Here is a 20,228-nt window from a genome sequence, read left to right on the forward strand (position 1 = left end):
CGGTGAGACTCGAGGCATGGACGCTTCCCTCAGCCGTGCCCTGCGCGGGGCCGTCGCCGCGGCAGCGCTCGTGTGCTGCGCGACCGCCGGCTGCACCGCGCACGCTCCACCGTCCGGGCAGGACACCGCGGCGGCCACGCCGATGGCCCTGGTCGATCTGCAGAGCCAGTACCAGAAGGTCATCAAGCAGGTCCTGCCGTCGGTCGTGCAGATCCAGGCGAGCAGCGAGCTGGGCTCCGGCGTGGTGTACGACGGCGCGGGACACGTCGTCACCAACGCGCACGTCATCGGGAAGGAGAAGACCTTCCAGGTGACCACGGCCAGCAGCGAGCAGCCGGTCGGCGCGCACCTGGTGTACGCGTACCCCCAGCAGGACCTGGCGGTGATCAAGCTGGACAAGGTGCCGGCCGGGCTGAAGGCGGCGGTGTTCGGCGCCTCCGAGAAGGTGGACGTCGGCCAGATCGTGCTGGCCATGGGCTCGCCGCTCGGGCTGTCGTCCAGCGTGACCGAGGGCATCGTCTCGGCGACCGGACGGACCGTCAGCGAGGCAGGCGGGGGCACAGGCGCGACTCTCGCGAACATGGTGCAGACCTCGGCCGCGATCAACCCCGGCAACAGCGGCGGCGCGCTGGTCGACCTCGCCGGGCGGGTCATCGGCATCCCGACGCTCGCCGCCGCCGACCCCTCCCTCGGGAGCAGTGCGGCGCCCGGAATCGGGTTCGCCATCCCGGCGTCGATGGTGAAGACGATCGCCGGGCAGATCGTCAAGGAGGGCAAGGTCGTCGACTCGGGACGGGCCGCGCTCGGCATCACCGCGCGGACGGTCGTGAACGGCAGCTACCAGCCCGCCGGGGTGGCGGTGGTCGACGTCAGCAACGGCGGCGCGGCCGACAAGGCGGGCCTGCGCCCGGGCGACACCATCACCGCGGTGGGCGGCCAGCAGGTCACCACCGTCACCGCGCTCCAGGAGGCACTGGCGGCCGCCAAGCCGGGCCAGAAGACGTCGGTGACCTACCAGCGCGACGGCAACCGGAAGACCGTGACGGTGACGCTGGGCGAGCAGTGACGAGGGGTGCGGCCCCGGACCGCACCCCCTCCGCGCCGGCTACGCCGCGTCGGCGTGCAGGCTCATCGGCCCGTAGATCTCGGTGTTCTCCTCGAACAGCCGCACCTGGTCGGCACCGCCCTCCAGGAGGGCCTTCCAGTGCTCCCCGATCCAGGACTCGGCATCCCCCTGCGTGGTGAACTCCTCGGGCTGCACCGCGGGCTGGACCTCCGTCCCGTCGGCCTTCTCGAACCGCCACGTCCATGCCGTCATGTGGGCCTCCCTCGATCCGACACCTGCTGGAAGACTAGCCGGAAGAGCAAGACGTGATCGGACAGGCGAAAATCGATCCGTGGAAGTGACTTTGCTCGGTACCGGTGCGCCCGCCGGACTGCCCCGGCCCGACTGCCCCTGCGCCGCCTGTGCGAGGGCGCTCGGGCCCGACGCGCGTGCGGCCACCGCCGTCCTGGTGGACGGGGCGCTGCTGCTGGACCTGACGCCGGGCGTGGCGTTCGCGGCGGCGCGGGCCGGGCACTCGCTGGGCGGGGTACGGCAGGTGCTGTTGTCGCATCCGCACGACGGTCCGGCGGTGGAGGTGCCGCCCGGGCTGCCGCAGCCCGGCCGGGTGCCGGACGGGCGGGAGCTGGTGCTGCTGACGGGACATCGGGTGCGGGCCGTGGCGATGGACGCGGGCGGCACCGGGTACGCGGTGACCGGACCGGACGGGCGGCGGCTGCTGTATGTGCCGCCGGGCGGTGCGCCGGCCGGTCTGGAGCGGGCGCGGGCGGAGTCGTACGACATGGTCCTCGCGGACGTGGTGGGCCGCCCGGACGCGCCGGCCCGGCTGCGGGCGGTCGGCTCGATCGGCCCGACCACCGATGTGGTCGCCGTCCACCTCGACCACGACGTGCCGCCCGGAGCGGAGTTGCGGCGCCGGCTGGCGGCGGCCGGGACGCGGGCGGTGCCGGACGGGACGACGCTGGCGGTGGGCGCGTACGAGGACGTGCCGGACGTGCCGCGCCGCACGCTGGTGCTGGGCGGGGCGCGCTCGGGCAAGTCGGTGGAGGCCGAGCGGCGCATTGCGTCCTTCCCGGACGTCCTGTACGTGGCGACCGGCGGGACGCGGGGCGGGGACTCCGAGTGGGCCGAGCGGGTGGCCGCGCACCGGGAGCGGCGGCCCGGGTCGTGGCGTACGGCGGAGACGACGGACCTGGTGCCGCTGCTCTCCGCGGACGGGCCGCCGATGCTGATCGACTGTCTGTCGCTGTGGCTGACGGACGTGATGGACTCGGTGGGGGCGTGGGACGACGCGGAGTGGTCCGGTGGGGGTGAGAAGTCCCTGCGGGAGCGGGTGCGGGAGTTGACGGAGGCGGTGCGGGCGACTCGGCGGACCGTCGTGGCGGTCTCCAACGAGGTGGGGTCCGGGATCGTCCCCGCCACGGCCTCCGGGCGGCGCTACCGCGACGAACTCGGGCGGCTGAACGCGGCGTTCTCGGGCGAGTGCGAGCAGGTGCTGCTGGTGGTGGCGGGGCAGGCGCTGGTGCTGCGGGGCTGAGCGCCGCGCGCGCCGTCATCCCCGGCGCGCCACGATTCTGTACGCGTTGGAGAAGCGGGTGCGGCGGAAGAGGGGGGCGAGCCCGTGGTCCAGGACCGCCGCGGCCCTGATGAGCGGGGTGGCCGCCAGTCGCACGGCCGGGTGGGCGCGGGCCACGGCCAGAGCGACCGCCGCCGACAGGTCGTAGGGCACGTGCGGGTCCTTGCGGTCGGTCACGAGGACCGTGCAGCCCAGGCGTGCCAACTCGGCGCGCAGATTGGCCAGGGGCACCAGGTGCAGATGGCGGGGCTGGCCGTACGGCAGCCACCATCTGCCGAGGAGGGCGGCGAACAGGCAGCGCGGATCGGGTACTTCGACGACCAGGTGGCCGCCGGGACGGAGCACCGTGAGCGCCGCGCGGAGTTCGGCGCGCGGGTCGGGCGTGTGTTCCAGGTGGTGGAACATGGTGACCACGTCGTAGCGGCCCCGCAGCCGGTTCGCCATGCCCGGCGTCGTCAGGAAGCCGCGGTGCGCCTCCTCCACGCGGCCCTCCAGGAGCGCCTGCTCCACGCGGGCCGTCGGGTCCAGCCCGTCGAAGCTGGTGTACGGGAAGAACTCCTTCGCCGCCTCGGGGAAGCGCGCGTGGCCCGTGCCGACGTCCAGCCAGCTCTCCGGTTCGCGCAGTCCCGACAGGCGCAGCGCGGCGGCGCGGTGCCGGCGGCGGACGGCATCGGCCGACAGGACCCGGGCGGTGAACTCCGCCAGCCGCATCTCGTAGAACTCCCGGTGGAAGAAGGCGAATCCCTCGGCCGTCAGCCGGGGGTTCTGGAAGGTGTGGCCGCAGTCACCGCAGGTGTAGACGGCGAACCTGCCGGGCCGCTGCCGCAGTGGATCGGGGGCGCGCAGCCGGGTGCGCAGGCTCCCCGAGCCGCACCAGGGGCAGTCCTCGCGGCGCGGCTCCTGGAACGGGTCCTGGGCGGGGGTGATCTGCGGGGTTACGGGCGAGGTCGGCATGGGCGGCTCCCTGAGCGACATTCCGCGGCAAACCGGAACGTATGGGATCCCGATCTCGGGTGCAACGACGCTGTGGGGGTGTGGTGGCCATGTGGCGCGGAAGCGTTCGTTCGCTGGCGGTACTGTTCGGCGAATGAGCAGGCTTAATCTGGACGACTTCACCGATCTGATCGAGCGCCCGGACGGGGGCGTGCGCCGTGACGCCGAGGCCCTCAGGGAACGCCGGATCGTGCCGCCCGGTGCGCTGGGCCGCCTCGACGAGCTGGGCGAGTGGCTGGCCGCCGCGCAGGGCGCCGTACCGGTACGGACCGTGGAGCGGCCGCGGGTGGTCCTCTTCGCCGGTGACCACGGCATCGCCGGGCTCGGCGTCTCCGCGCGTCCCGCGGGCGGTGCGCAGCAGCTGGTGCGGGCCGTGCTGGAGGGGGCGAGCCCGGTGTCCGTGCTCGCACGGCGGCAGGAAGTGCCCGTGCGGATCGTGGACATGGCCCTGGACTGCGCGCCGGACGCCTTCCCGGAGGACGTCGTACGGCACCGGGTGCGGCGCGGCAGCGGCCGTATCGACATCGAGGACGCGCTCACCGCGGACGAGGCCGAGGCCGCGCTGCGCGCCGGGATCGCGGTCGCCGACGAGGAGGCCGACTCGGGTACGGACCTGGTGGTGCTCGGTGACATCAGCGTGGGCGGGACCACCGCGGCGGCCGTGCTGATCGCCGCGCTGTGCGGGACCGACGCGTCCGTGGTGACCGGACGGGGCGGGCTCGCGATCGACGACCTGGCATGGATGCGCAAGTGCGCGGCGGTCCGGGACGCGCTCAGGCGGGCGCGGCCGGTTCTCGGGGACCAGATGCAGCTGCTGGCGACCGTGGGCGGCGCGGACCTCGCGGCGATGACCGGGTTCCTGCTGCAGTGCGCCGTGCGCAAACTGCCGGTGATCCTCGACGGGGTGGTGGCCGCCGCCTGCGCGCTGGTCGCCCAGCGGGTCGCCTTCCGGGCGCCGGACTGGTGGCTGGCCGGGCACGACAGCGGCGAGCCGGGGCAGGCCAAGGCGCTGGACCGGATGGCGCTGGAGCCGCTGCTGGAGCAGGGGGTGAAGGTCGGCGAGGGTGCGGGCGCATTGCTGGCGCTCCCCTTGGTGCGGGCCGCGGCCGCGCTGGCTGCGGAGCTTCCCGGGAAAGAGCCGGAAGAGGCCAAGGAGTAGTCGGGTTTCGGCCGGTTCGGCACTCCCGGACACCGCCGCCCCGGCTGAGCGCCTCCGTGGCGGACGGGTTGTCCGGCCGGGTCGGCCGCAAAGGAGTACGCACGGCACAGAGACCGGAAAGGTACGGTTGGCCCGGGCAGCGCCCATATGATCCTTCCCCATGGGAGATGCCCGAATTGCCGTGCCGCAGCAGGTCGAGCCGGGGCGCCCGGACGAGGAGGGGCGGCGCTCCACCGGGGCCTCCCGGCGAGCCGCCGCCTTCGCCGTCTGGTACCTGCGGACCGTCGCCTTCATCAACTTCCTCAGCGCGGTATGGGTCTCGCTCGGCCAGGACGTGCGCCGGCACAACCAGGACGACTTCTTCACGCCGTACCTGCTGACGGCCGGCTTCGCCTCGGGTGTGTTCACCGCGTTCCTCGCCATCACCATGCGGCGCAGGAAGCGGGCCGCCTGGATCCTCAACCTCGTGCTCAGCGGGGCCTTCCTCGCCCTGTTCGCGTTCGCCATGGCGTTCCCGGAGATCCGGCGGATCGCGCAGAACTGGATCTCGCTGGGGCTCACGGCCGCGTTCGTCGGCGCGCTGCTCGTGGGCCGCAGGGAGTTCTACGCCAAGGGCGACCGGTCCAACCCCCGGCTCGCGGCGACGGTGGCCGTGGGCGGCGGGCTGGTCGCGAGCCTGCTGGCCGGACTGCTGGTGACGGTCACCAACCAGGCGCCGGGCGCGGCCCGTTCCACCTTCCTGGAGCGCTGGCACTACGGCACCCTGCGCCTGGTCTCGGTGGCCGCCGAGGAGTCCCGCTTCCCCGGCATCGACCCGCCGAACTGGGCCAACGTCACCGTCAACGTGCTCAGCACCGCCCTGGTCCTCGCCGTGTTCTACGCCGCCTTCCGCTCCCGGCGCGCCGTCGACCCGCTCACCGAGGACGACGAGAAGCAGCTGCGGATCCTCCTGGACCGCCACGGCGAACGGGACTCGCTGGGCTACTTCGCGCTGCGCCGGGAGAAGAGCGTGCTGTGGTCGCCGACCGGGAAGGCGGCCGTCGCCTACCGGGTGGTCGGCGGGGTGAGCCTGGCCTCCGGGGATCCGCTCGGCGATCCGGAGGCGTGGCCGGGCGCGATCGTGCCATGGCTGGCCCAGGCCCGGGCGCACGGCTGGATCCCGGCGGTGATGGGGGCGAGCGAGGAGGCCGGGACGGTCTACGCCCGGCACGGGCTCGACGCCCTGGAGCTGGGCGACGAGGCGATCGTGGAGGTCGCCGAGTTCACGCTGGAGGGCCGGGCGATGCGCACGGTCCGGCAGGCGTACAACCGGGTGAAGCGGGCCGGGTACGAGGTGCAGATCCGGCGGCACGAGGACATCCCGGCGGACGAGATGGCGCACCTCGTCGAGCGCGCGGACGACTGGCGGGACGGGGCGACCGAGCGCGGCTTCAGCATGGCGCTCGGCCGGCTCGGAGACCCCGAGGACGGGCAGTGCGTGATGCTGGAGTGCACGGACGCCGAGGGGCGGCTGCGCGCGCTGCTGTCCTTCGTGCCGTGGGGGCCGCACGGGCTGTCCCTGGACCTCATGCGCCGCGACCGGGACTCCGACAACGGCCTGATGGAGTTCATGGTCATCGAACTGCTGCGGCGGGCCGGCGAGATCAACATCACGCAGGTGTCACTCAACTTCGCGATGTTCCGCTCGGTCTTCGAACGTGGGGCGCGCCTCGGCGCCGGTCCGGTGCTGAGGCTGTGGCGGTCGCTGCTCAGCTTCTTCTCCCGCTGGTGGCAGATCGAGTCGCTGTACCGCGCCAACGCCAAGTACCGGCCCATCTGGGAGCCGCGGTTCCTGCTCTTCGAGAAGAGCGCGGACCTGCTGCGCATCGGCCTCGCCTCGGCCCGCGCGGAGGGCTTCCTGGAGGCGCCGGGACTGCCGAAGTGGCTGCACCGCAGACACCTGGACACGCACCGGTGAGGAACGTCTGATGAGAGCGCTCGCCCGCTGGGCCCGTGAGGAGTGGGGGCTGCTGTACGTCACCGTACGCGCGGCCCTGCTGGAGCGGCGCCTGCGGGCGGCACCCATGGCCCTCGGCGCGGTGTGTCTGACGGCCCTGCTGCAGTACGTGCAGAACCAGCCGTGGGGCTACGGGTTCGTGCAGGACGCGGGTGCCGTACGGGCCGAGGACCCGCTGTGGCTGGCCCTGCTGCGCACTCCCCTGTCGCTGTTCGTGCCGGCACTGGATCTGCCGGTGTGGGGCGCGCTGGCGCAGATCCTGCTGGTGTTCGGGATCGCCGAGATGTGCATCGGCTGGTGGCGGACGCTGGTCATCGCGTACGCCGCCACGGTCGCCGGGACGCTGTACGCGCGCATCGGCATCTCGCTCGGCGCGCACGCCCCGTTCGGGCTGCCGTGGACGGACGCACAGGTGGTGGACACCGGCCCGTCCGCCGCCGTGGTGGGGCTCGCCGTGTTCGTGAGCTGGCGCTACGGCGCCTACGTCACCTCGGGCGCGGTGACCCTCGCGATGGTCGCCGAGGTGCTGTTCAAGGAGAACCTGGCGGGCAAGGAGCATCTGGCCGCGCTGATGGTCGTGGGGATCATCTGCCTCGCGGTGGCGGTGCGGCACCGTCACGGGCGCGCGCTGCGGAGGCTGCGGCACACGTACCACCAGCTGCCACCGCCGGTTCAGCGGCGGTCGGGCAGCCGGGCCGGGCGCGGGTCGGGCTTGCCGCCGATCCAGTCCTGAACGGCGCGCCCCCGTCCGGTCCAGCGGCGGTCGTGGCGATAGGCGCGCAGGGTGGCCCTGGCGCGGGCGCGGGGACGGCGGCCGTAGAAGCGGCGGGCCCACGGGGAGCCGGGGCGGGCCAGCCGGACGGCGCCGACCAGCGCGACGAGCGGCACGATCGCCCCGAACACCGCGATGCGCGTCTTGCCCTTGCTCAGGGCGACGAGCGCGAAGAGGAAGTTCACGGCGATGGTGCTGATGGCGCCGCCGCGGTCCTGCACCTCCTGCTGCGACAGGTCGTTGACGCCGAACGGGACGAAACCGGCGAGCAGCAGCCCGACGAGCGCGGCGGTGAGCACGACGGCCTCGACGCTCTTGCGGCCCTCCTCGCTCCAGTAGACGTCGTCCAGATGGAGGATCAGCGCGAACTCGTCCAGGACCAGCCCGGCGCCCATGCCGAACAGCACGGCGGCGACGGCGGCACCCGCGGCGTGCCGGTCGCTGGCGACCGCGCCGAACCCGCCGGCGACGGTGAGCACGACCCCGGGGACGACGTGGTGGATGTGCAGCCCGCCCGCCCTGACGTTGCCGAACGGGCCCCTCCCGGCCCGGATCAGCCGGGTGATCACCCGGGTGACGACGAACGTGACCACGAAGGCGGCGAGGGCGAGGAGCAGCGGGAGCTTGCCCGGTTCGACGATGTTCCGTACCCACCAGTGCCCCATATGCGCACCTTATCCCCGGGTGCCCCTGGCGGCTCCGCGACCGCCCGGTAACCTTCGCCGGTGCTCACGTCCTCCCCGCTCGACGGTCCCCGCTTCGCCTTCGGCACCCTCACCGTGCTCCCCGTCCGCGTGCACCGCTGGGACCGGCGGGCCGCACGCGCCGGGATGCTGGCCGCCCCGGCGGCCGGTCTGGCGGTGGGCGTCTGCGCGGCCGGAGGCGGGCTGCTCCTGCTGCTCCTGGGCGCGGGCCCGCTGCTCGCCGCCGTCGCCTCCGTGGCCGTACCCGCGGTACTGACCCGCGGGCTGCACCTCGACGGCCTCGCCGACACCGCCGACGGCCTGGGCAGCGGCAAGCCCGCCGAGGAGGCGCTCAGGATCATGAAGCAGTCGGACATCGGGCCGTTCGGGGTCATCGCCCTCGTCCTGACTTCGCTGGCCCAGGTCGCCGCCCTGGCGCAGCTGTACGGCGACTCCTGGGGCCGGGGCGCGCTGGCCGCCCTCGTCTCGGCCGTCGCGGCGCGGCTGGCGCTCACCCTGGCCGCGCGCGCCGGGGTGCCGGCCGCCCGCCCGGAGGGGCTGGGGGCGGCGGTCGCCGGAGTGGTGCCGGTGGCGGGCGCGCTGGCCGTCACGGCCGTCTGCACCCTGGCGGCGGCGGCCGGGGGCGCGCCCCTCGGTCCGTACGGTGCCGTGCGTGCCGCGGCGTCGATGCTGCTGGCCCCGGCGGTCGCGGAACTCCTGCTGCGCCGCTGTGTGCGCCGATTCGGCGGGGTCACCGGGGACGTGTTCGGAGCGCTGGAGGAGACGGCGGCGACCACCGCCCTGATCGTGTCCGCCCTGGGCCACTGAGGCGCCCCGCGAAGGGCGCGGGGCCCTGTCGGCATGCGGCCCCGCCCGCGCGGGCCCGGCCGGCCACGAAGCCGCGGACGAACCGCTAGGCTCATCGCCGGTACACGGACAAGAGAGTTGTGCATCGGGGGGACTCCGTGCCGAGGCTGCGCCGTATCACGGCCTGGTTCATAGACTTCGCACTGGTGGCGGCGGCAGCCGCCCTGTTGGCGATCCTCACCTTCCACCGGGTCACCGCGCTGGTGACCGACGTTCCGGGACTTGCCACCAAGGGCGGCCTCGACCTGGTGACCTCGCGCGGAGACGTCATCGGCGTCTCCGAACACCTCGGCCTGTCCCTGTGGGACAAGGTGGTCCTGGACGTGGAGGAGGCCTTCGGCGCGCTCGTCGTCGTCACGTTCCTCTACCAGTGGGCCTGCCTCACCTGGCTCGGCCGCACCCTCGGCAAGGGCCTGCTCGGCCTGCGGGTCGCCCCGCGGCTGTCCCGGCACGCCCTGCGCCGGGCCGTCGTCACCACCGCCGCGGACGTCGCGGTGTACGCGCTGGCCTGTGTGCTGCTGATCGAGGGGAGGTTCGGCCTCTCGGTGCTGGTGTGGGCGGTCGCGGTGGTGCTGTTCCTGGTCAACGCGCTGACGGTGGTCCTCCCCGGCCGGCGCTCCCTCGCCGACCGGCTGGCCGGCACTTCCGTGGTGGGTGCGTTTCAGCGGGCGGAGTCCAGCCCGATGGGCAGCGTGCCCCAGGGGTGAGCGCCCGCGCCGGGCACCGCGCAGTGCACGGCGGCGCCCCGCTCCCGGGCGGCACCGGCCACGTCCGCGCCGGCCGGGAGGCCGCACACCGGATGGGCCTCGGGCACGCCGGACGGGCGGACACGCGGATGCGGGGGTGTGCGGCGCTACGTCGTCCAGGGTCCCTCGAAGGTGACGAGGAGGTCGGCGGGCGCCGCGTACGCGGCGTGCGGCGCGGTGCCGTGGTGGAGCACGAGCGGGCCGCGACCGAGGGTGCGGACGACGGCGGCCGGCTGCTCGCACACCCCCAACTGCTCGATCCCGGTGCTCACTTGGTCCAGGAAGACGCCCTGGGCGCCGTACCGGGCGCGGTGCCGGGTCAGGTCGCTCACCACGTCTGCGTACGGCCCTCGCCCGTACCCGGTGTCGGCGTAGCCGAGCAGGGCCGGGCCCTGCCGTACGGCGGGTGTGCCCGGCCGGGGCGGGGGCCCCAGGTGGGCACGATGACGTGTCGGCGGACGTTCGGTGGCAGGTCCCAGGTCACCGGTTGTGGGCGTACTCGCCGAGCAGGCTGCCGGTGCCGGTGCCGCCGGGGACGGGGACGTCGGCGAAGCCGGTGAAACCGGTGCGGGGATGCGCGGCGAATCCCTCACTCTCGTGCACCGAAGGCGAGTTGTCCGGCCGCCGAGTCGTCCAGGTCGACCGGCGTGTACGGGATGCCCTCGCTCTGGCCGCTCTCAAGCGGTGCGCACGGTGAGTCATGGACGCGTTCCTCCGCCCACAGGCCGGCGGACGACAAGGTCCGCCGGGACGCGACGACTGTGACCGGTTCCCCGTCACGCGGGAGGCAGAAGTGGCCACGACGCCACGCACAGGTGAACGCCCGCAGGAATGAGCGAACGCGCACACGCGCGTAGTCTCGTCCCGGGTGTTCGCCGACAGGGTGAAGGCCCCGGTTGCCACCTGCGCCCAGGCATGGACCTAGGGTCGGCTCTCGGGCCCGGTCGAGCCACCCCACATCGGCCACAGAAACTTCACATCGGAAGCGAGATTTCACCACCGTGACTGCTCTGACTCTCAGCACCGCCGCGGCGCCCGGCCTGCGGGCCGACGCGATCGTGATCGGTGTCGCCAAGGGCACCAAGGGTCCCGTCGTCGCGCCCGGCGCCGAGGCCGTGGACAACGCCTACGACGGCAAGCTGGCCGGCGTTCTGGAGACCCTCGGCGCCTCGGGTGCCGAGGGCGAGCTGACGAAGCTGCCCGCTCCGGCCGGCTTCAAGGCACCGCTCGTGATCGCGGTGGGCCTGGGCGCGGAGCCGGACGCCAAGAGCGGGGACGAAGGCTACGACGCCGAGGCGCTGCGCAGGGCCGCCGGCGTGGCGGCCCGGGCGCTCACCGGCTTCAGGAAGGCCGCGTTCGCCCTGCCGGTCGACGGCCCCGGCGCCGTCGGCGCGATCGGCGAGGGCATCCTGCTGGGCGCGTACTCCTTCGACGTCTACAAGGAGAACGGCAACGGCAAGGACGCCAAGTCCAAGAACGGCAAGGCGCCGCTGGCCGAGGCCGCGCTGCTGGGCGGCAAGCCGCGCGACGCCGCCCACAAGGGGGCCGTCGCCCGCGCCGTCGCGGTCGCCGAGGAGCTGAACCGCGCCCGCGACCTGATCAACACCCCGCCGAACGACCTGACCCCCGCCGCCTTCGCCGGCATCGCGCAGACCGCGGCCAAGGAGCACGGCATCAAGGTGCAGGTGCTGGACGACAAGGCCCTCGCCAAGGGCGGCTACGGCGGCATCCTCGGCGTCGGCGCCGGCTCGGCGGCCACCCCGCGCCTGGTCAAGCTGTCGTACAGGCACCCGAAGGCGGACAAGCACCTCGCCTTCGTCGGCAAGGGCATCACCTACGACTCGGGCGGCATCTCCCTGAAGCCGGCCGGTCACAACGAGACGATGAAGTGCGACATGAGCGGGGCCGCCGCCGTGTTCGCCTCGGTCGTCGCCGCCGCCCGGCTCGGCCTGGAGGTCAACGTCACCGGCTGGCTCGCGCTGGCCGAGAACATGCCGTCCGGCTCCGCCGTGCGCCCCGGTGACGTGCTGCGCATGTACAGCGGCAAGACCGTGGAGGTCCTCAACACCGACGCCGAGGGCCGGCTGGTGCTCGCCGACGCGCTGTGGGCGGCCTCGCAGGAGGACCCGGACGCGATCGTGGACGTGGCCACGCTGACCGGCGCGATGATGCTGGCGCTGGGCAGCCGGACCTTCGGTGTCATGGCCAACGACGACGCGTTCCGCTCCGCGGTGCACGAGGCGGCCGAGGAGGTCGGCGAGCCGGCCTGGCCGATGCCGCTGCCGGAGCACCTGCGCAAGGGCATGGAGTCCCAGGTCGCCGACATCGCGAACATGGGTGAGCGCATGGGCGGCGGCCTGGTCGCCGGTCTCTTCCTACGCGAGTTCGTGGGCGAGGGCATCACCTGGGCGCACCTGGACATCGCGGGCCCGGCGTTCAACGAGGGTGGTCCGTTCGGGTACACGCCGAAGGGTGGCACGGGTACGGCCGTGCGGACGCTGGTCCGTCTGGCGGAGCTGACCGCCGCGGGTGACCTGGGCTGATTCGCCCGAGGGCGCGGTCCGTTCCGCAGTACGGCGTCCGCAGGGGCGGGGGGATCGCTCGCGCGGTCCCCCCGCCCCTGCTCGTGCGCGCCTTCCTTCCATCTGCACGTGGGGTGTCTCACACTCAGGCCCGGCGTCTCGTCCGCCTCGAACAAGTGCAAAGATGGAGCCCGGCAGGACAGGGCCCCACCGAAGGGCCGAAGCATCAAGCGGCCGGACACCAGCCGCCCGCCGGTCACTGGAGACCGGCGCAAGGCGCACATGCATGGAGGACGTGACGTGGCGAACGACGCCAGCACCGTTTTCGACCTAGTGATCCTCGGCGGTGGTAGCGGTGGTTACGCCGCGGCCCTGCGCGGAGCGCAGCTGGGCCTGGACGTCGCCCTGATCGAGAAGGACAAGGTCGGCGGCACCTGCCTGCACCGGGGTTGCATCCCCACCAAGGCCCTGCTCCACGCGGGCGAGATCGCCGACCAGGCCCGCGAGAGCGAGCAGTTCGGCGTCAAGGCCACCTTCGAGGGCATCGACGTCGCGGCCGTCCACAAGTACAAGGACGGCGTCATCGCCGGCCTGTACAAGGGTCTGCAGGGGCTGATCGCCTCCCGCAAGGTGACCTACATCGAGGGTGAGGGCCGGCTGTCCTCCCCCACCTCCGTCGACGTGAACGGCCGGCGGGTCCAGGGCCGCCACGTCCTGCTGGCGACCGGCTCCGTGCCGAAGTCGCTGCCGGGCCTGGAGATCGACGGCAACCGGATCATCTCCTCCGACCACGCCCTCGTCCTGGACCGCGTGCCGAAGTCCGCGATCATCCTGGGCGGCGGTGTCATCGGCGTCGAGTTCGCCTCGGCGTGGAAGTCCTTCGGCTCGGACGTCACGGTCGTCGAGGGCCTGAAGCACCTCGTCCCGGTCGAGGACGAGAACTCCTCGAAGCTTCTCGAGCGCGCGTTCCGCAAGCGCGGCATCAAGTTCAGCCTGGGCACCTTCTTCCAGAAGGCCGAGTACACCCAGGACGGCGTGAAGGTCACCCTGGCGGACGGCAAGGAGTTCGAGGCCGAGGTCCTCCTCGTCGCCGTCGGCCGCGGCCCGGTCTCGCAGGGCCTGGGCTACGAGGAGCAGGGCGTCGCCATGGACCGTGGCTACGTCCTGGTCGACGAGTACATGCGGACCAACGTCCCGACCGTCTCCGCGGTCGGTGACCTCGTCCCGACGCTCCAGCTCGCGCACGTCGGCTTCGCCGAGGGCATCCTGGTGGCGGAGCGTCTGGCCGGTCTGAAGGTCGTTCCCATCGACTACGACGGTGTCCCGCGGGTGACGTACTGCCACCCGGAGGTCGCCTCCGTCGGTATCACCGAGGCCAAGGCCAAGGAGATCTACGGCGCGGACAAGGTCGTCGCTCTGAAGTACAACCTGGCGGGCAACGGAAAGAGCAAGATCCTCAACACCGCGGGCGAGATCAAGCTCGTCCAGGTGAAGGACGGTGCCGTCGTCGGCGTCCACATGGTCGGCGACCGCATGGGTGAGCAGGTCGGCGAGGCCCAGCTGATCTACAACTGGGAGGCGCTGCCGGCCGAGGTCGCCCAGCTCATCCACGCCCACCCGACGCAGAACGAGGCGATGGGCGAAGCGCACCTGGCGCTCGCCGGCAAGCCGCTGCACTCCCACGACTGAGCCTTCGGTCCACGGGCGCGACGACACAGACTTCCGCAATTCGTTAGGAGCAACCGAAACCATGGCGGTTTCCGTAACCCTTCCGGCGCTCGGTGAGAGCGTCACCGAGGGCACTGTCACCCGCTGGCTGAAGGCCGAGGGAGAACGCGTCGAGGCCGACGAGCCGCTGCTCGAGGTCTCCACCGACAAGGTCGACACCGAGATCCCCTCGCCGGCCGCCGGCGTACTGGCCTCCATCAAGGTCGCCGAGGACGAGACGGTCGAGGTCGGCGCCGAGCTGGCCGTCATCGACGACGGCTCCGGCGCCCCCGCGGCTGCCCCGGCCCCCGCCGCAGAGGCCGCTCCGGCTCCGGCCGCCGAGGCCGCCCCGGCCCCGGTCGCCGAGGCCCCGGCCGCTCCGGCCCCCGAGGCCCCGGCCGCCCCCGCCGCTCCGGCCGGTGGCGCCCAGGGCACCGACGTGGTCCTGCCCGCGCTCGGTGAGTCCGTCACCGAGGGCACCGTCACCCGCTGGCTGAAGTCGGTGGGCGACTCCGTCGAGGCCGACGAGCCGCTGCTCGAGGTCTCCACGGACAAGGTCGACACCGAGATCCCGGCGCCCGCCTCCGGCGTGCTGCTGGAGATCGTGGTGAACGAGGACGAGACCGCCGAGGTCGGCGCCAAGCTCGCCGTCATCGGCGCCCCGGGTGCCGCCCCTGCCGCCGCCCCGGCCCCCGCCGCCGCTGCCCCGGCCGCTCCGGCCGCTCCGGCCCCGGCTCCGGCCGCCCCCGCGGCTCCGGCCCCCGCCGCCCCGGCTCCGGCCCCCGCCGCTCCGGCCGCGCCCGCCGCTGCCGCCCCGGCCCCGGCCCAGCCGGCCGCCCCGGCTCAGCCCGCGGCTCCGGCGCCCGCTCCGGCCCCGGTCACCCCGGCGACCGCGCCCACCCACCCGACCGCCACCCAGGCGACCGACGAGGGCGCGTACGTCACCCCGCTGGTGCGCAAGCTCGCCGCCGAGAACGGCGTCGACCTGGCCACCGTCAAGGGCACCGGTGTCGGCGGCCGTATCCGCAAGCAGGACGTCATCGCCGCCGCCGAGGCCGCGAAGGCGGCCGCCGCCGCGGCGCCTGCCGCCGCTGCTGTGACCGCCGGGGGCCCCGCCGCCAAGAAGGCCCCGGCGCTGGAGGTCTCCCCGCTGCGCGGCCAGACCGTCAAGATGCCGCGCATCCGCAAGGTCATCGGCGACAACATGGTCAAGGCGCTGCACGAGCAGGCCCAGCTGTCGTCGGTCGTCGAGGTCGACGTCACCCGCCTGATGCGCCTGCGCGCCCAGGCCAAGGACTCCTTCGCCGCGCGCGAGGGCGTCAAGCTCTCCCCGATGCCGTTCTTCGTGAAGGCGGCGGCCCAGGCGCTGAAGGCCCACCCGGTCATCAACGCCCGGATCAACGAGGCCGAGGGCACGATCACCTACTTCGACACCGAGAGCATCGGTATCGCGGTGGACTCCGAGAAGGGCCTGATGACCCCGGTCATCAAGCACGCCGGCGACCTCAACATCGCGGGCATCGCCAAGGCCACGGCGGAGCTGGCGGGCAAGGTCCGCGCCAACAAGATCACCCCGGACGAGCTGTCCGGCGCGACCTTCACCATCTCCAACACCGGTTCGCGCGGCGCGCTGTTCGACACGATCATCGTGCCGCCGGGCCAGGTCGCGATCCTCGGCATCGGTGCCACGGTCAAGCGTCCGGCCGTCATCGAGACCGAGGAGGGCACGGTCATCGGCGTCCGCGACATGACCTACCTGACCCTCTCCTACGACCACCGCCTGGTCGACGGTGCCGACGCGGCCCGTTACCTGACGGCGGTCAAGGCGATCCTGGAAGCGGGCGAGTTCGAGGTCGAGCTCGGCCTGTAGTCCGCCTGGCCCCGTGCCGCCACGGCGCCCCGCCCGGAGCTTCTCCGGGCGGGGCGTTTCGTGTTTGTCGGCACACCGTGCGTGTAAGCCTTGTCTCACCTGCGCAAAAGCACCCCCACACGCCCTACCCGCGGAGCGAACCCGCCGTATTGTCTAAACGTCAGCCCTCCCTAAGGAGCCCCCATGACCGCGCCCGTCGTCCACTCGCTGCGCGAACAGATCCGCGAGCACATCGTGGAGGGAATCGTCAGCGGGCGCTGGCAGCCGGGTGAGCGCATCGTGGAGCGCCGGATCGCCACCGAGCTGGAGGTCAGCCAGACCCCGGTCCGCGAGGCCCTGCGCGAGCTGGAGTCCCTCCGTCTGATCGAGTCCGCGCCGAACAAGGGCGTGCGGGTACGGAACCTGAGCGCGGCCGACCTGGAGGAGAGCTACCCGGTCCGGGCCGGTCTCGAGGCCATCGCGGCGGAGCTGGCGGCAGGCCGCCTGGCGGAGGACTGTTCGGCCCTGGAGCCGCACGTCCTGGCCCTGTACGAAGCGGACCGCAAGGCCGACGGCACCGCCCAGGTCCGCCACACGGTGGGCTTCCACCGCGAGCTCGTGCGCGCCGCGGACAACTCGGTGCTGCTGCACACCTGGGAGGGCCTCGGCATCGAGGTCTTCACGGCGCTGTCCATCCGCTGGCTGGGCACGGTCCAGCAGTCGTACGCGGAGGAGCACGAGGAGCTGGTGGCCGCCTTCAAGCGGCGGGACCCTCGGATCGCCGAGATCGTGAAGGCGCACGTGCTGGGATGCGCTCCGCGCGCTTGATTCAGTCGAGCGCACCCCCGCTCAGACGCCGCCTCACCTGCGAAAACAAGGCCGCTGGGCGTCACCGGGTGCCATCGCCGAAGGCACCGCGTGCCTACTTTCTTGGAATCGAGAAGTTTTCCCCCTCAACCCTTTGATCGATCATCGATCAGCGAGTTACAGTCGCCGACGGACTTCCACCGAAGTTCTCGCCCTGTCCTGCCAAAGACCTAGGGCACCCCCGAACCCTTACCGATGAGGGAACCCCCTTCGACTGAGGAAGGCGGCGACATGACCGACCCCCACGCCATCCAGCCGAGCGCGCTCGACCAGCTCCCGGACCGCGACCCGGAGGAGACCGCCGAATGGCAGGCCTCCCTCGACGCCGTCGCCAGGGAGGCCGGGCCGCACCGCGCCGCGTACCTGATGCGACGCACGCTGGAGCGCGCCGAGGCGGGCGGCATCGCGCTGCCGAAGCTCCTCGAGACGGACTACGTCAACACCATCCCCACCTCCGCGGAGCCGGGCCTGCCCGGTGACCCGGAGATGGAGGCCCGGATCACCGCCTGGAACCGCTGGAACGCGGCGGCGATGGTGACCCGTGGCGCGAAGCACGGCGTCGGCGGCCACATCGCCACCTTCGCCTCCGCGGCCTGGCTGTACGAGACCGGCTTCAACCACTTCTTCAAGGGCAAGGAGGGCGACGGCTCCGGCGACCAGCTGTACATCCAGGGCCACGCCTCCCCCGGCATCTACGCCCGCGCCTTCCTCGACGGCCGGCTGAACGAGGCGCACCTGGACAACTTCCGCCAGGAGGCCGGCGGCAACGGCCTGCCGTCGTACCCGCACCCGCGCCGTCTGCCCTGGCTGTGGGAGTTCCCGACGGTGTCGATGGGCCTCGGCCCGCTCTCCGCCATCTACCAGGCGCGCTTCAACCGCTACCTCACGAGCCGTGGCATCAAGGACGTCTCCGCCTCCCACGTGTGGGCGTTCCTGGGCGACGGCGAGATGGACGAGCCGGAGTCGACCGCGGCCCTCGCGCTCGCCGCCCGTGAGGAGCTGGACAACCTCACCTTCGTCATCAACTGCAACCTGCAGCGCCTCGACGGCCCGGTCCGCGCCAACTTCAAGATCGTGCAGGAGCTGGAGGCCCAGTTCCGCGGCGCCGGCTGGAACGTCGTCAAGTCGCTGTGGGGCACGGCCTGGGACGAGCTGTTCGCCCTCGACACGACGGGCGCGCTGGTACGCCGCCTGCGCGAGGTACCGGACGCGCAGATCCAGACGTACCAGACCCGCGGAGCCGCCTACATCCGCGAGGACTTCTTCGGCAAGGACCCGGCGCTCGCCGAGATGGCGAAGCTGCTGAGCGACGACAAGATCCTCGAGTGCTTCCACCTCTCGCGCGGCGGTCACGAGGCCCGCAAGGTCTACGCCGCGTACAAGGCCGCCGTCGAGCACAAGGGCGCGCCGACCGTGATCCTGGCCCAGACGGTCAAGGGCCACACCCTCGGCGAGGGCTTCGCGTCGAAGAACGCCAACCACCAGATGAAGAAGCTGACGGTGGACGAGTTCAAGACGATGCGGGACCTGCTCGGCCTGCCGATCAAGGACAGCGACTTCGTCGACGGCGTGGTCCCCTACGGCCACCCGGGCGCCGACTCCCCCGAGGTCCGCTACCTCCAGGAGCGCCGCGCGGCCCTCGGCGGCCCCGCCCCGGCCCGCCGCACGCACGCCCTGGCCCCGCTGCCGGCCCCCGCCGAGAAGGCGTTCGCCTCCTTCGACAAGGGCTCCGGCTCGCAGAACGTGGCCACCACGATGGCCTTCGTCCGCCTGGTCAAGGACCTGGTCCGCGACAAGGAGACGGGCAGGCGCTGGGTGCCGATCGTCCCCGACGAGGCGCGCACCTTCGGCATGGAGTCGCTGTTCCCGTCGCTCGGGATCTACTCCCCCAAGGGCCAGACGTACGAGCCGGTCGACCGCGACCAGCTGATGTACTACAAGGAGGCCAAGAACGGCCAGATCCTCAACGAGGGGATCACCGAGGCCGGTTCGATGGCCGACTTCATCGCCGCTTCGACGTCGTACGCGACGCACGGCGAGGCGATGATCCCGTTCTACATCTTCTACTCGATGTTCGGCTGGCAGCGCACCGCCGACCAGATGTGGCAGCTCGGCGACCAGCTCGGCCGCGGCTTCCTCGTCGGCGCGACGGCCGGCCGGACCACCCTCACCGGTGAGGGCCTGCAGCACGCCGACGGCCACTCCCCGGTCATCGCCGCCACCAACCCGGCCGCGCTGACATACGACCCCGCGTTCGCCTACGAGATCGCGGTGATCGTCCGTGACGGTCTGCGCCGGATGTACGGCGAGGCCAAGCCGGGCGAGGACCAGAACGTCTTCTACTACCTGACGGTCTACAACGAGCCGCTGCCGCAGCCCGCCAAGCCGGCCGGCCTCGGCATCGACGAGGGCATCGTCAAGGGCCTGTACCGCTTCAACACGGCGGAGTCGGCGGGGCTGTCCCCGGCCGCCAACGCCCCGCGCATCCAGCTGCTGGGCTCCGGTACGGCGATCCACTGGGCCCTTCAGGCGCAGCAGCTGCTGGCCGAGGAGTGGGGTGTCGCGGCCGACGTCTGGTCGGCGACCTCCTGGTCCGAGCTGCGACGCGACGCGCTGGAGGCGGACGCCGCCCTCCTGCGCGGCGAGGAGCGTGTGCCGTACGTCCGCCAGGCCCTGCAGAGCGCCGAGGGCCCGGTCCTCGCGGTATCCGACTACATGCGCCAGGTCCCGGACCAGATCGCGCAGTGGGTCGAGCAGGACTGGTCCTCGCTGGGCGCCGACGGCTTCGGCCTGTCGGACACCCGTGAGGCCGCCCGCCGCCACTTCGGCGTCGACGCCGAGTCGATCGTCGTCGCGGCGCTGGCCCAGCTCGCCAAGCGCGGCGAGGTGAAGGCCACGGCGGTCAAGGAGGCCCGGGAGAAGTACGGGCTGTAGGACGGCCCGCACGACGGGCGACGGCCGGTCCGGCATCGCCGGACCGGCCGTCGCCCTTGCTGCGACCTGCCCCGCCGAGGCCACGGCCCGCTGCCAGGAGGGTCGGCTCCGCACGACCGCGTCGTACAGGGTCCGCCCGGTCAGGCGCTCCATCACCATGTAGAGGACGCGTTCGCCGTCCAGGACGGCCTCGCCGCAGTCATGGGCGATGACGGTGTACCGGCCGGGCAGCCGGGCCGCCGACCTGATCTCGCGGCGGAACCGGAGGAAGGTCTCGTGCTCGCCCATCCGCGGCAGTGCGGTGACGAGCTTGACCGCCACGTCCCGGTGCATCCGCGCGTCACGGGCGGCCCAGACCTCCCCCATGCCGCCCCGGCCCAGCCGTTCGGCCAGTTCGTACCGGCCGTCGAGGGCCTCTCCCCGCATACCGCCGCCCCTTCCCCGCTCCCCCTGGGGCCTCAAGCGCAGGAGATCTCCGCCGGGGCGGCGGGCTT

General features: G+C 72.8%; 17 protein-coding genes. 12 read left to right on the forward strand and 5 right to left on the reverse strand.

Going from position 1 to position 20,228, the window contains the following annotated elements; all coding sequences use genetic code 11:
* Positions 1 to 16: 16 nt before the first annotated feature.
* Positions 17 to 1,066 carry a trypsin-like peptidase domain-containing protein gene (locus tag ABZ919_RS35375; protein WP_361256321.1) on the forward strand — a complete coding sequence of 350 codons (1,050 nt, stop codon included), beginning with the start codon at positions 17 to 19 and terminating at the stop codon, positions 1,064 to 1,066.
* Positions 1,067 to 1,105: 39 nt separating this feature from the next.
* Here ABZ919_RS35375 and ABZ919_RS35380 read toward each other — a convergent pair whose 3' ends face one another.
* On the reverse strand, positions 1,106 to 1,318 hold the full coding sequence (locus ABZ919_RS35380; RefSeq protein ID WP_055709718.1) for a hypothetical protein: 213 nt from the start codon (positions 1,316 to 1,318) through the stop codon (positions 1,106 to 1,108).
* Positions 1,319 to 1,397: 79 nt separating this feature from the next.
* Between ABZ919_RS35380 and ABZ919_RS35385 the strand changes: the two genes are divergently transcribed.
* Entirely contained in the window at positions 1,398 to 2,600 is a 1,203-nt protein-coding gene (locus ABZ919_RS35385; RefSeq protein ID WP_361256325.1) for a bifunctional adenosylcobinamide kinase/adenosylcobinamide-phosphate guanylyltransferase, read from the forward strand.
* Positions 2,601 to 2,615: 15 nt separating this feature from the next.
* On the opposite strand, the gene ABZ919_RS35390 is transcribed toward ABZ919_RS35385, so the two are convergent.
* On the reverse strand, positions 2,616 to 3,593 hold the full coding sequence (locus ABZ919_RS35390; RefSeq protein WP_361256327.1) for a class I SAM-dependent methyltransferase: 978 nt from the start codon (positions 3,591 to 3,593) through the stop codon (positions 2,616 to 2,618).
* A 133-nt stretch (positions 3,594 to 3,726) separates the two neighbouring features.
* Here ABZ919_RS35390 and cobT point away from each other — a divergent pair, with 133 nt between their 5' ends.
* From cobT to ABZ919_RS35405, 3 genes are all read left to right on the forward strand, one after another.
* Entirely contained in the window at positions 3,727 to 4,791 is a 1,065-nt protein-coding gene (cobT, locus tag ABZ919_RS35395) for a nicotinate-nucleotide--dimethylbenzimidazole phosphoribosyltransferase (protein WP_361256330.1), read from the forward strand.
* A gap of 160 nt (positions 4,792 to 4,951) precedes the next feature.
* Positions 4,952 to 6,748, forward strand: coding sequence for a phosphatidylglycerol lysyltransferase domain-containing protein (locus tag ABZ919_RS35400; RefSeq protein ID WP_361256333.1), 1,797 nt, complete (start codon positions 4,952 to 4,954; stop codon positions 6,746 to 6,748).
* Positions 6,749 to 6,758: 10 nt separating this feature from the next.
* Positions 6,759 to 7,520 carry a hypothetical protein gene (locus ABZ919_RS35405; RefSeq protein WP_361256336.1) on the forward strand — a complete coding sequence of 254 codons (762 nt, stop codon included), beginning with the start codon at positions 6,759 to 6,761 and terminating at the stop codon, positions 7,518 to 7,520.
* Here the strand turns inward: ABZ919_RS35405 and ABZ919_RS35410 are convergent.
* On the reverse strand, positions 7,460 to 8,224 hold the full coding sequence (locus ABZ919_RS35410; protein ID WP_361256339.1) for a hypothetical protein: 765 nt from the start codon (positions 8,222 to 8,224) through the stop codon (positions 7,460 to 7,462). The two genes, ABZ919_RS35405 and ABZ919_RS35410, sit on opposite strands and share 61 nt — an antisense overlap.
* 60 nt (positions 8,225 to 8,284) lie before the next feature.
* On the opposite strand from ABZ919_RS35410, the gene ABZ919_RS35415 reads away from it, so the two are divergent.
* The gene (locus ABZ919_RS35415) at positions 8,285 to 9,070 is read left to right on the forward strand and encodes an adenosylcobinamide-GDP ribazoletransferase (protein WP_361256342.1); all 786 of its coding nucleotides are present in this window, start codon (positions 8,285 to 8,287) and stop codon (positions 9,068 to 9,070) included.
* A 137-nt stretch (positions 9,071 to 9,207) separates the two neighbouring features.
* A complete protein-coding gene (locus ABZ919_RS35420; RefSeq protein WP_361256345.1) occupies positions 9,208 to 9,816 on the forward strand; it encodes an RDD family protein in 609 nt (202 codons plus the stop codon).
* 146 nt (positions 9,817 to 9,962) lie between these two features.
* Here ABZ919_RS35420 and ABZ919_RS35425 read toward each other — a convergent pair whose 3' ends face one another.
* The gene (locus ABZ919_RS35425) at positions 9,963 to 10,187 is read right to left on the reverse strand and encodes a hypothetical protein (protein WP_361256348.1); all 225 of its coding nucleotides are present in this window, start codon (positions 10,185 to 10,187) and stop codon (positions 9,963 to 9,965) included.
* 148 nt (positions 10,188 to 10,335) lie between these two features.
* Entirely contained in the window at positions 10,336 to 10,458 is a 123-nt protein-coding gene (locus tag ABZ919_RS35430; protein WP_361256351.1) for a hypothetical protein, read from the reverse strand.
* 398 nt (positions 10,459 to 10,856) lie between these two features.
* Between ABZ919_RS35430 and ABZ919_RS35435 the strand changes: the two genes are divergently transcribed.
* From ABZ919_RS35435 to aceE, 5 genes are all read left to right on the forward strand, one after another.
* Entirely contained in the window at positions 10,857 to 12,398 is a 1,542-nt protein-coding gene (locus ABZ919_RS35435; RefSeq protein WP_361256354.1) for a leucyl aminopeptidase, read from the forward strand.
* A gap of 279 nt (positions 12,399 to 12,677) precedes the next feature.
* Positions 12,678 to 14,066, forward strand: coding sequence for a dihydrolipoyl dehydrogenase (lpdA, locus tag ABZ919_RS35440; protein WP_361256357.1), 1,389 nt, complete (start codon positions 12,678 to 12,680; stop codon positions 14,064 to 14,066).
* Positions 14,067 to 14,127: 61 nt separating this feature from the next.
* Entirely contained in the window at positions 14,128 to 15,954 is a 1,827-nt protein-coding gene (gene sucB, locus ABZ919_RS35445; RefSeq protein WP_361256360.1) for a 2-oxoglutarate dehydrogenase, E2 component, dihydrolipoamide succinyltransferase, read from the forward strand.
* A 183-nt stretch (positions 15,955 to 16,137) separates the two neighbouring features.
* A complete protein-coding gene (locus ABZ919_RS35450) occupies positions 16,138 to 16,761 on the forward strand; it encodes a GntR family transcriptional regulator (protein ID WP_361256363.1) in 624 nt (207 codons plus the stop codon).
* 270 nt (positions 16,762 to 17,031) lie between these two features.
* Positions 17,032 to 19,734: a pyruvate dehydrogenase (acetyl-transferring), homodimeric type gene (gene aceE, locus ABZ919_RS35455; protein ID WP_361256366.1), complete on the forward strand. Its 2,703-nt coding sequence runs from the start codon at positions 17,032 to 17,034 to the stop codon at positions 19,732 to 19,734.
* The last annotated feature ends 494 nt before the right edge of the window (positions 19,735 to 20,228 follow it).

The organism is Streptomyces sp. NPDC046759 (genome assembly GCF_040645475.1).
In the GTDB taxonomy this organism is placed as follows: Bacteria; Actinomycetota; Actinomycetes; order Streptomycetales; family Streptomycetaceae; genus Streptomyces.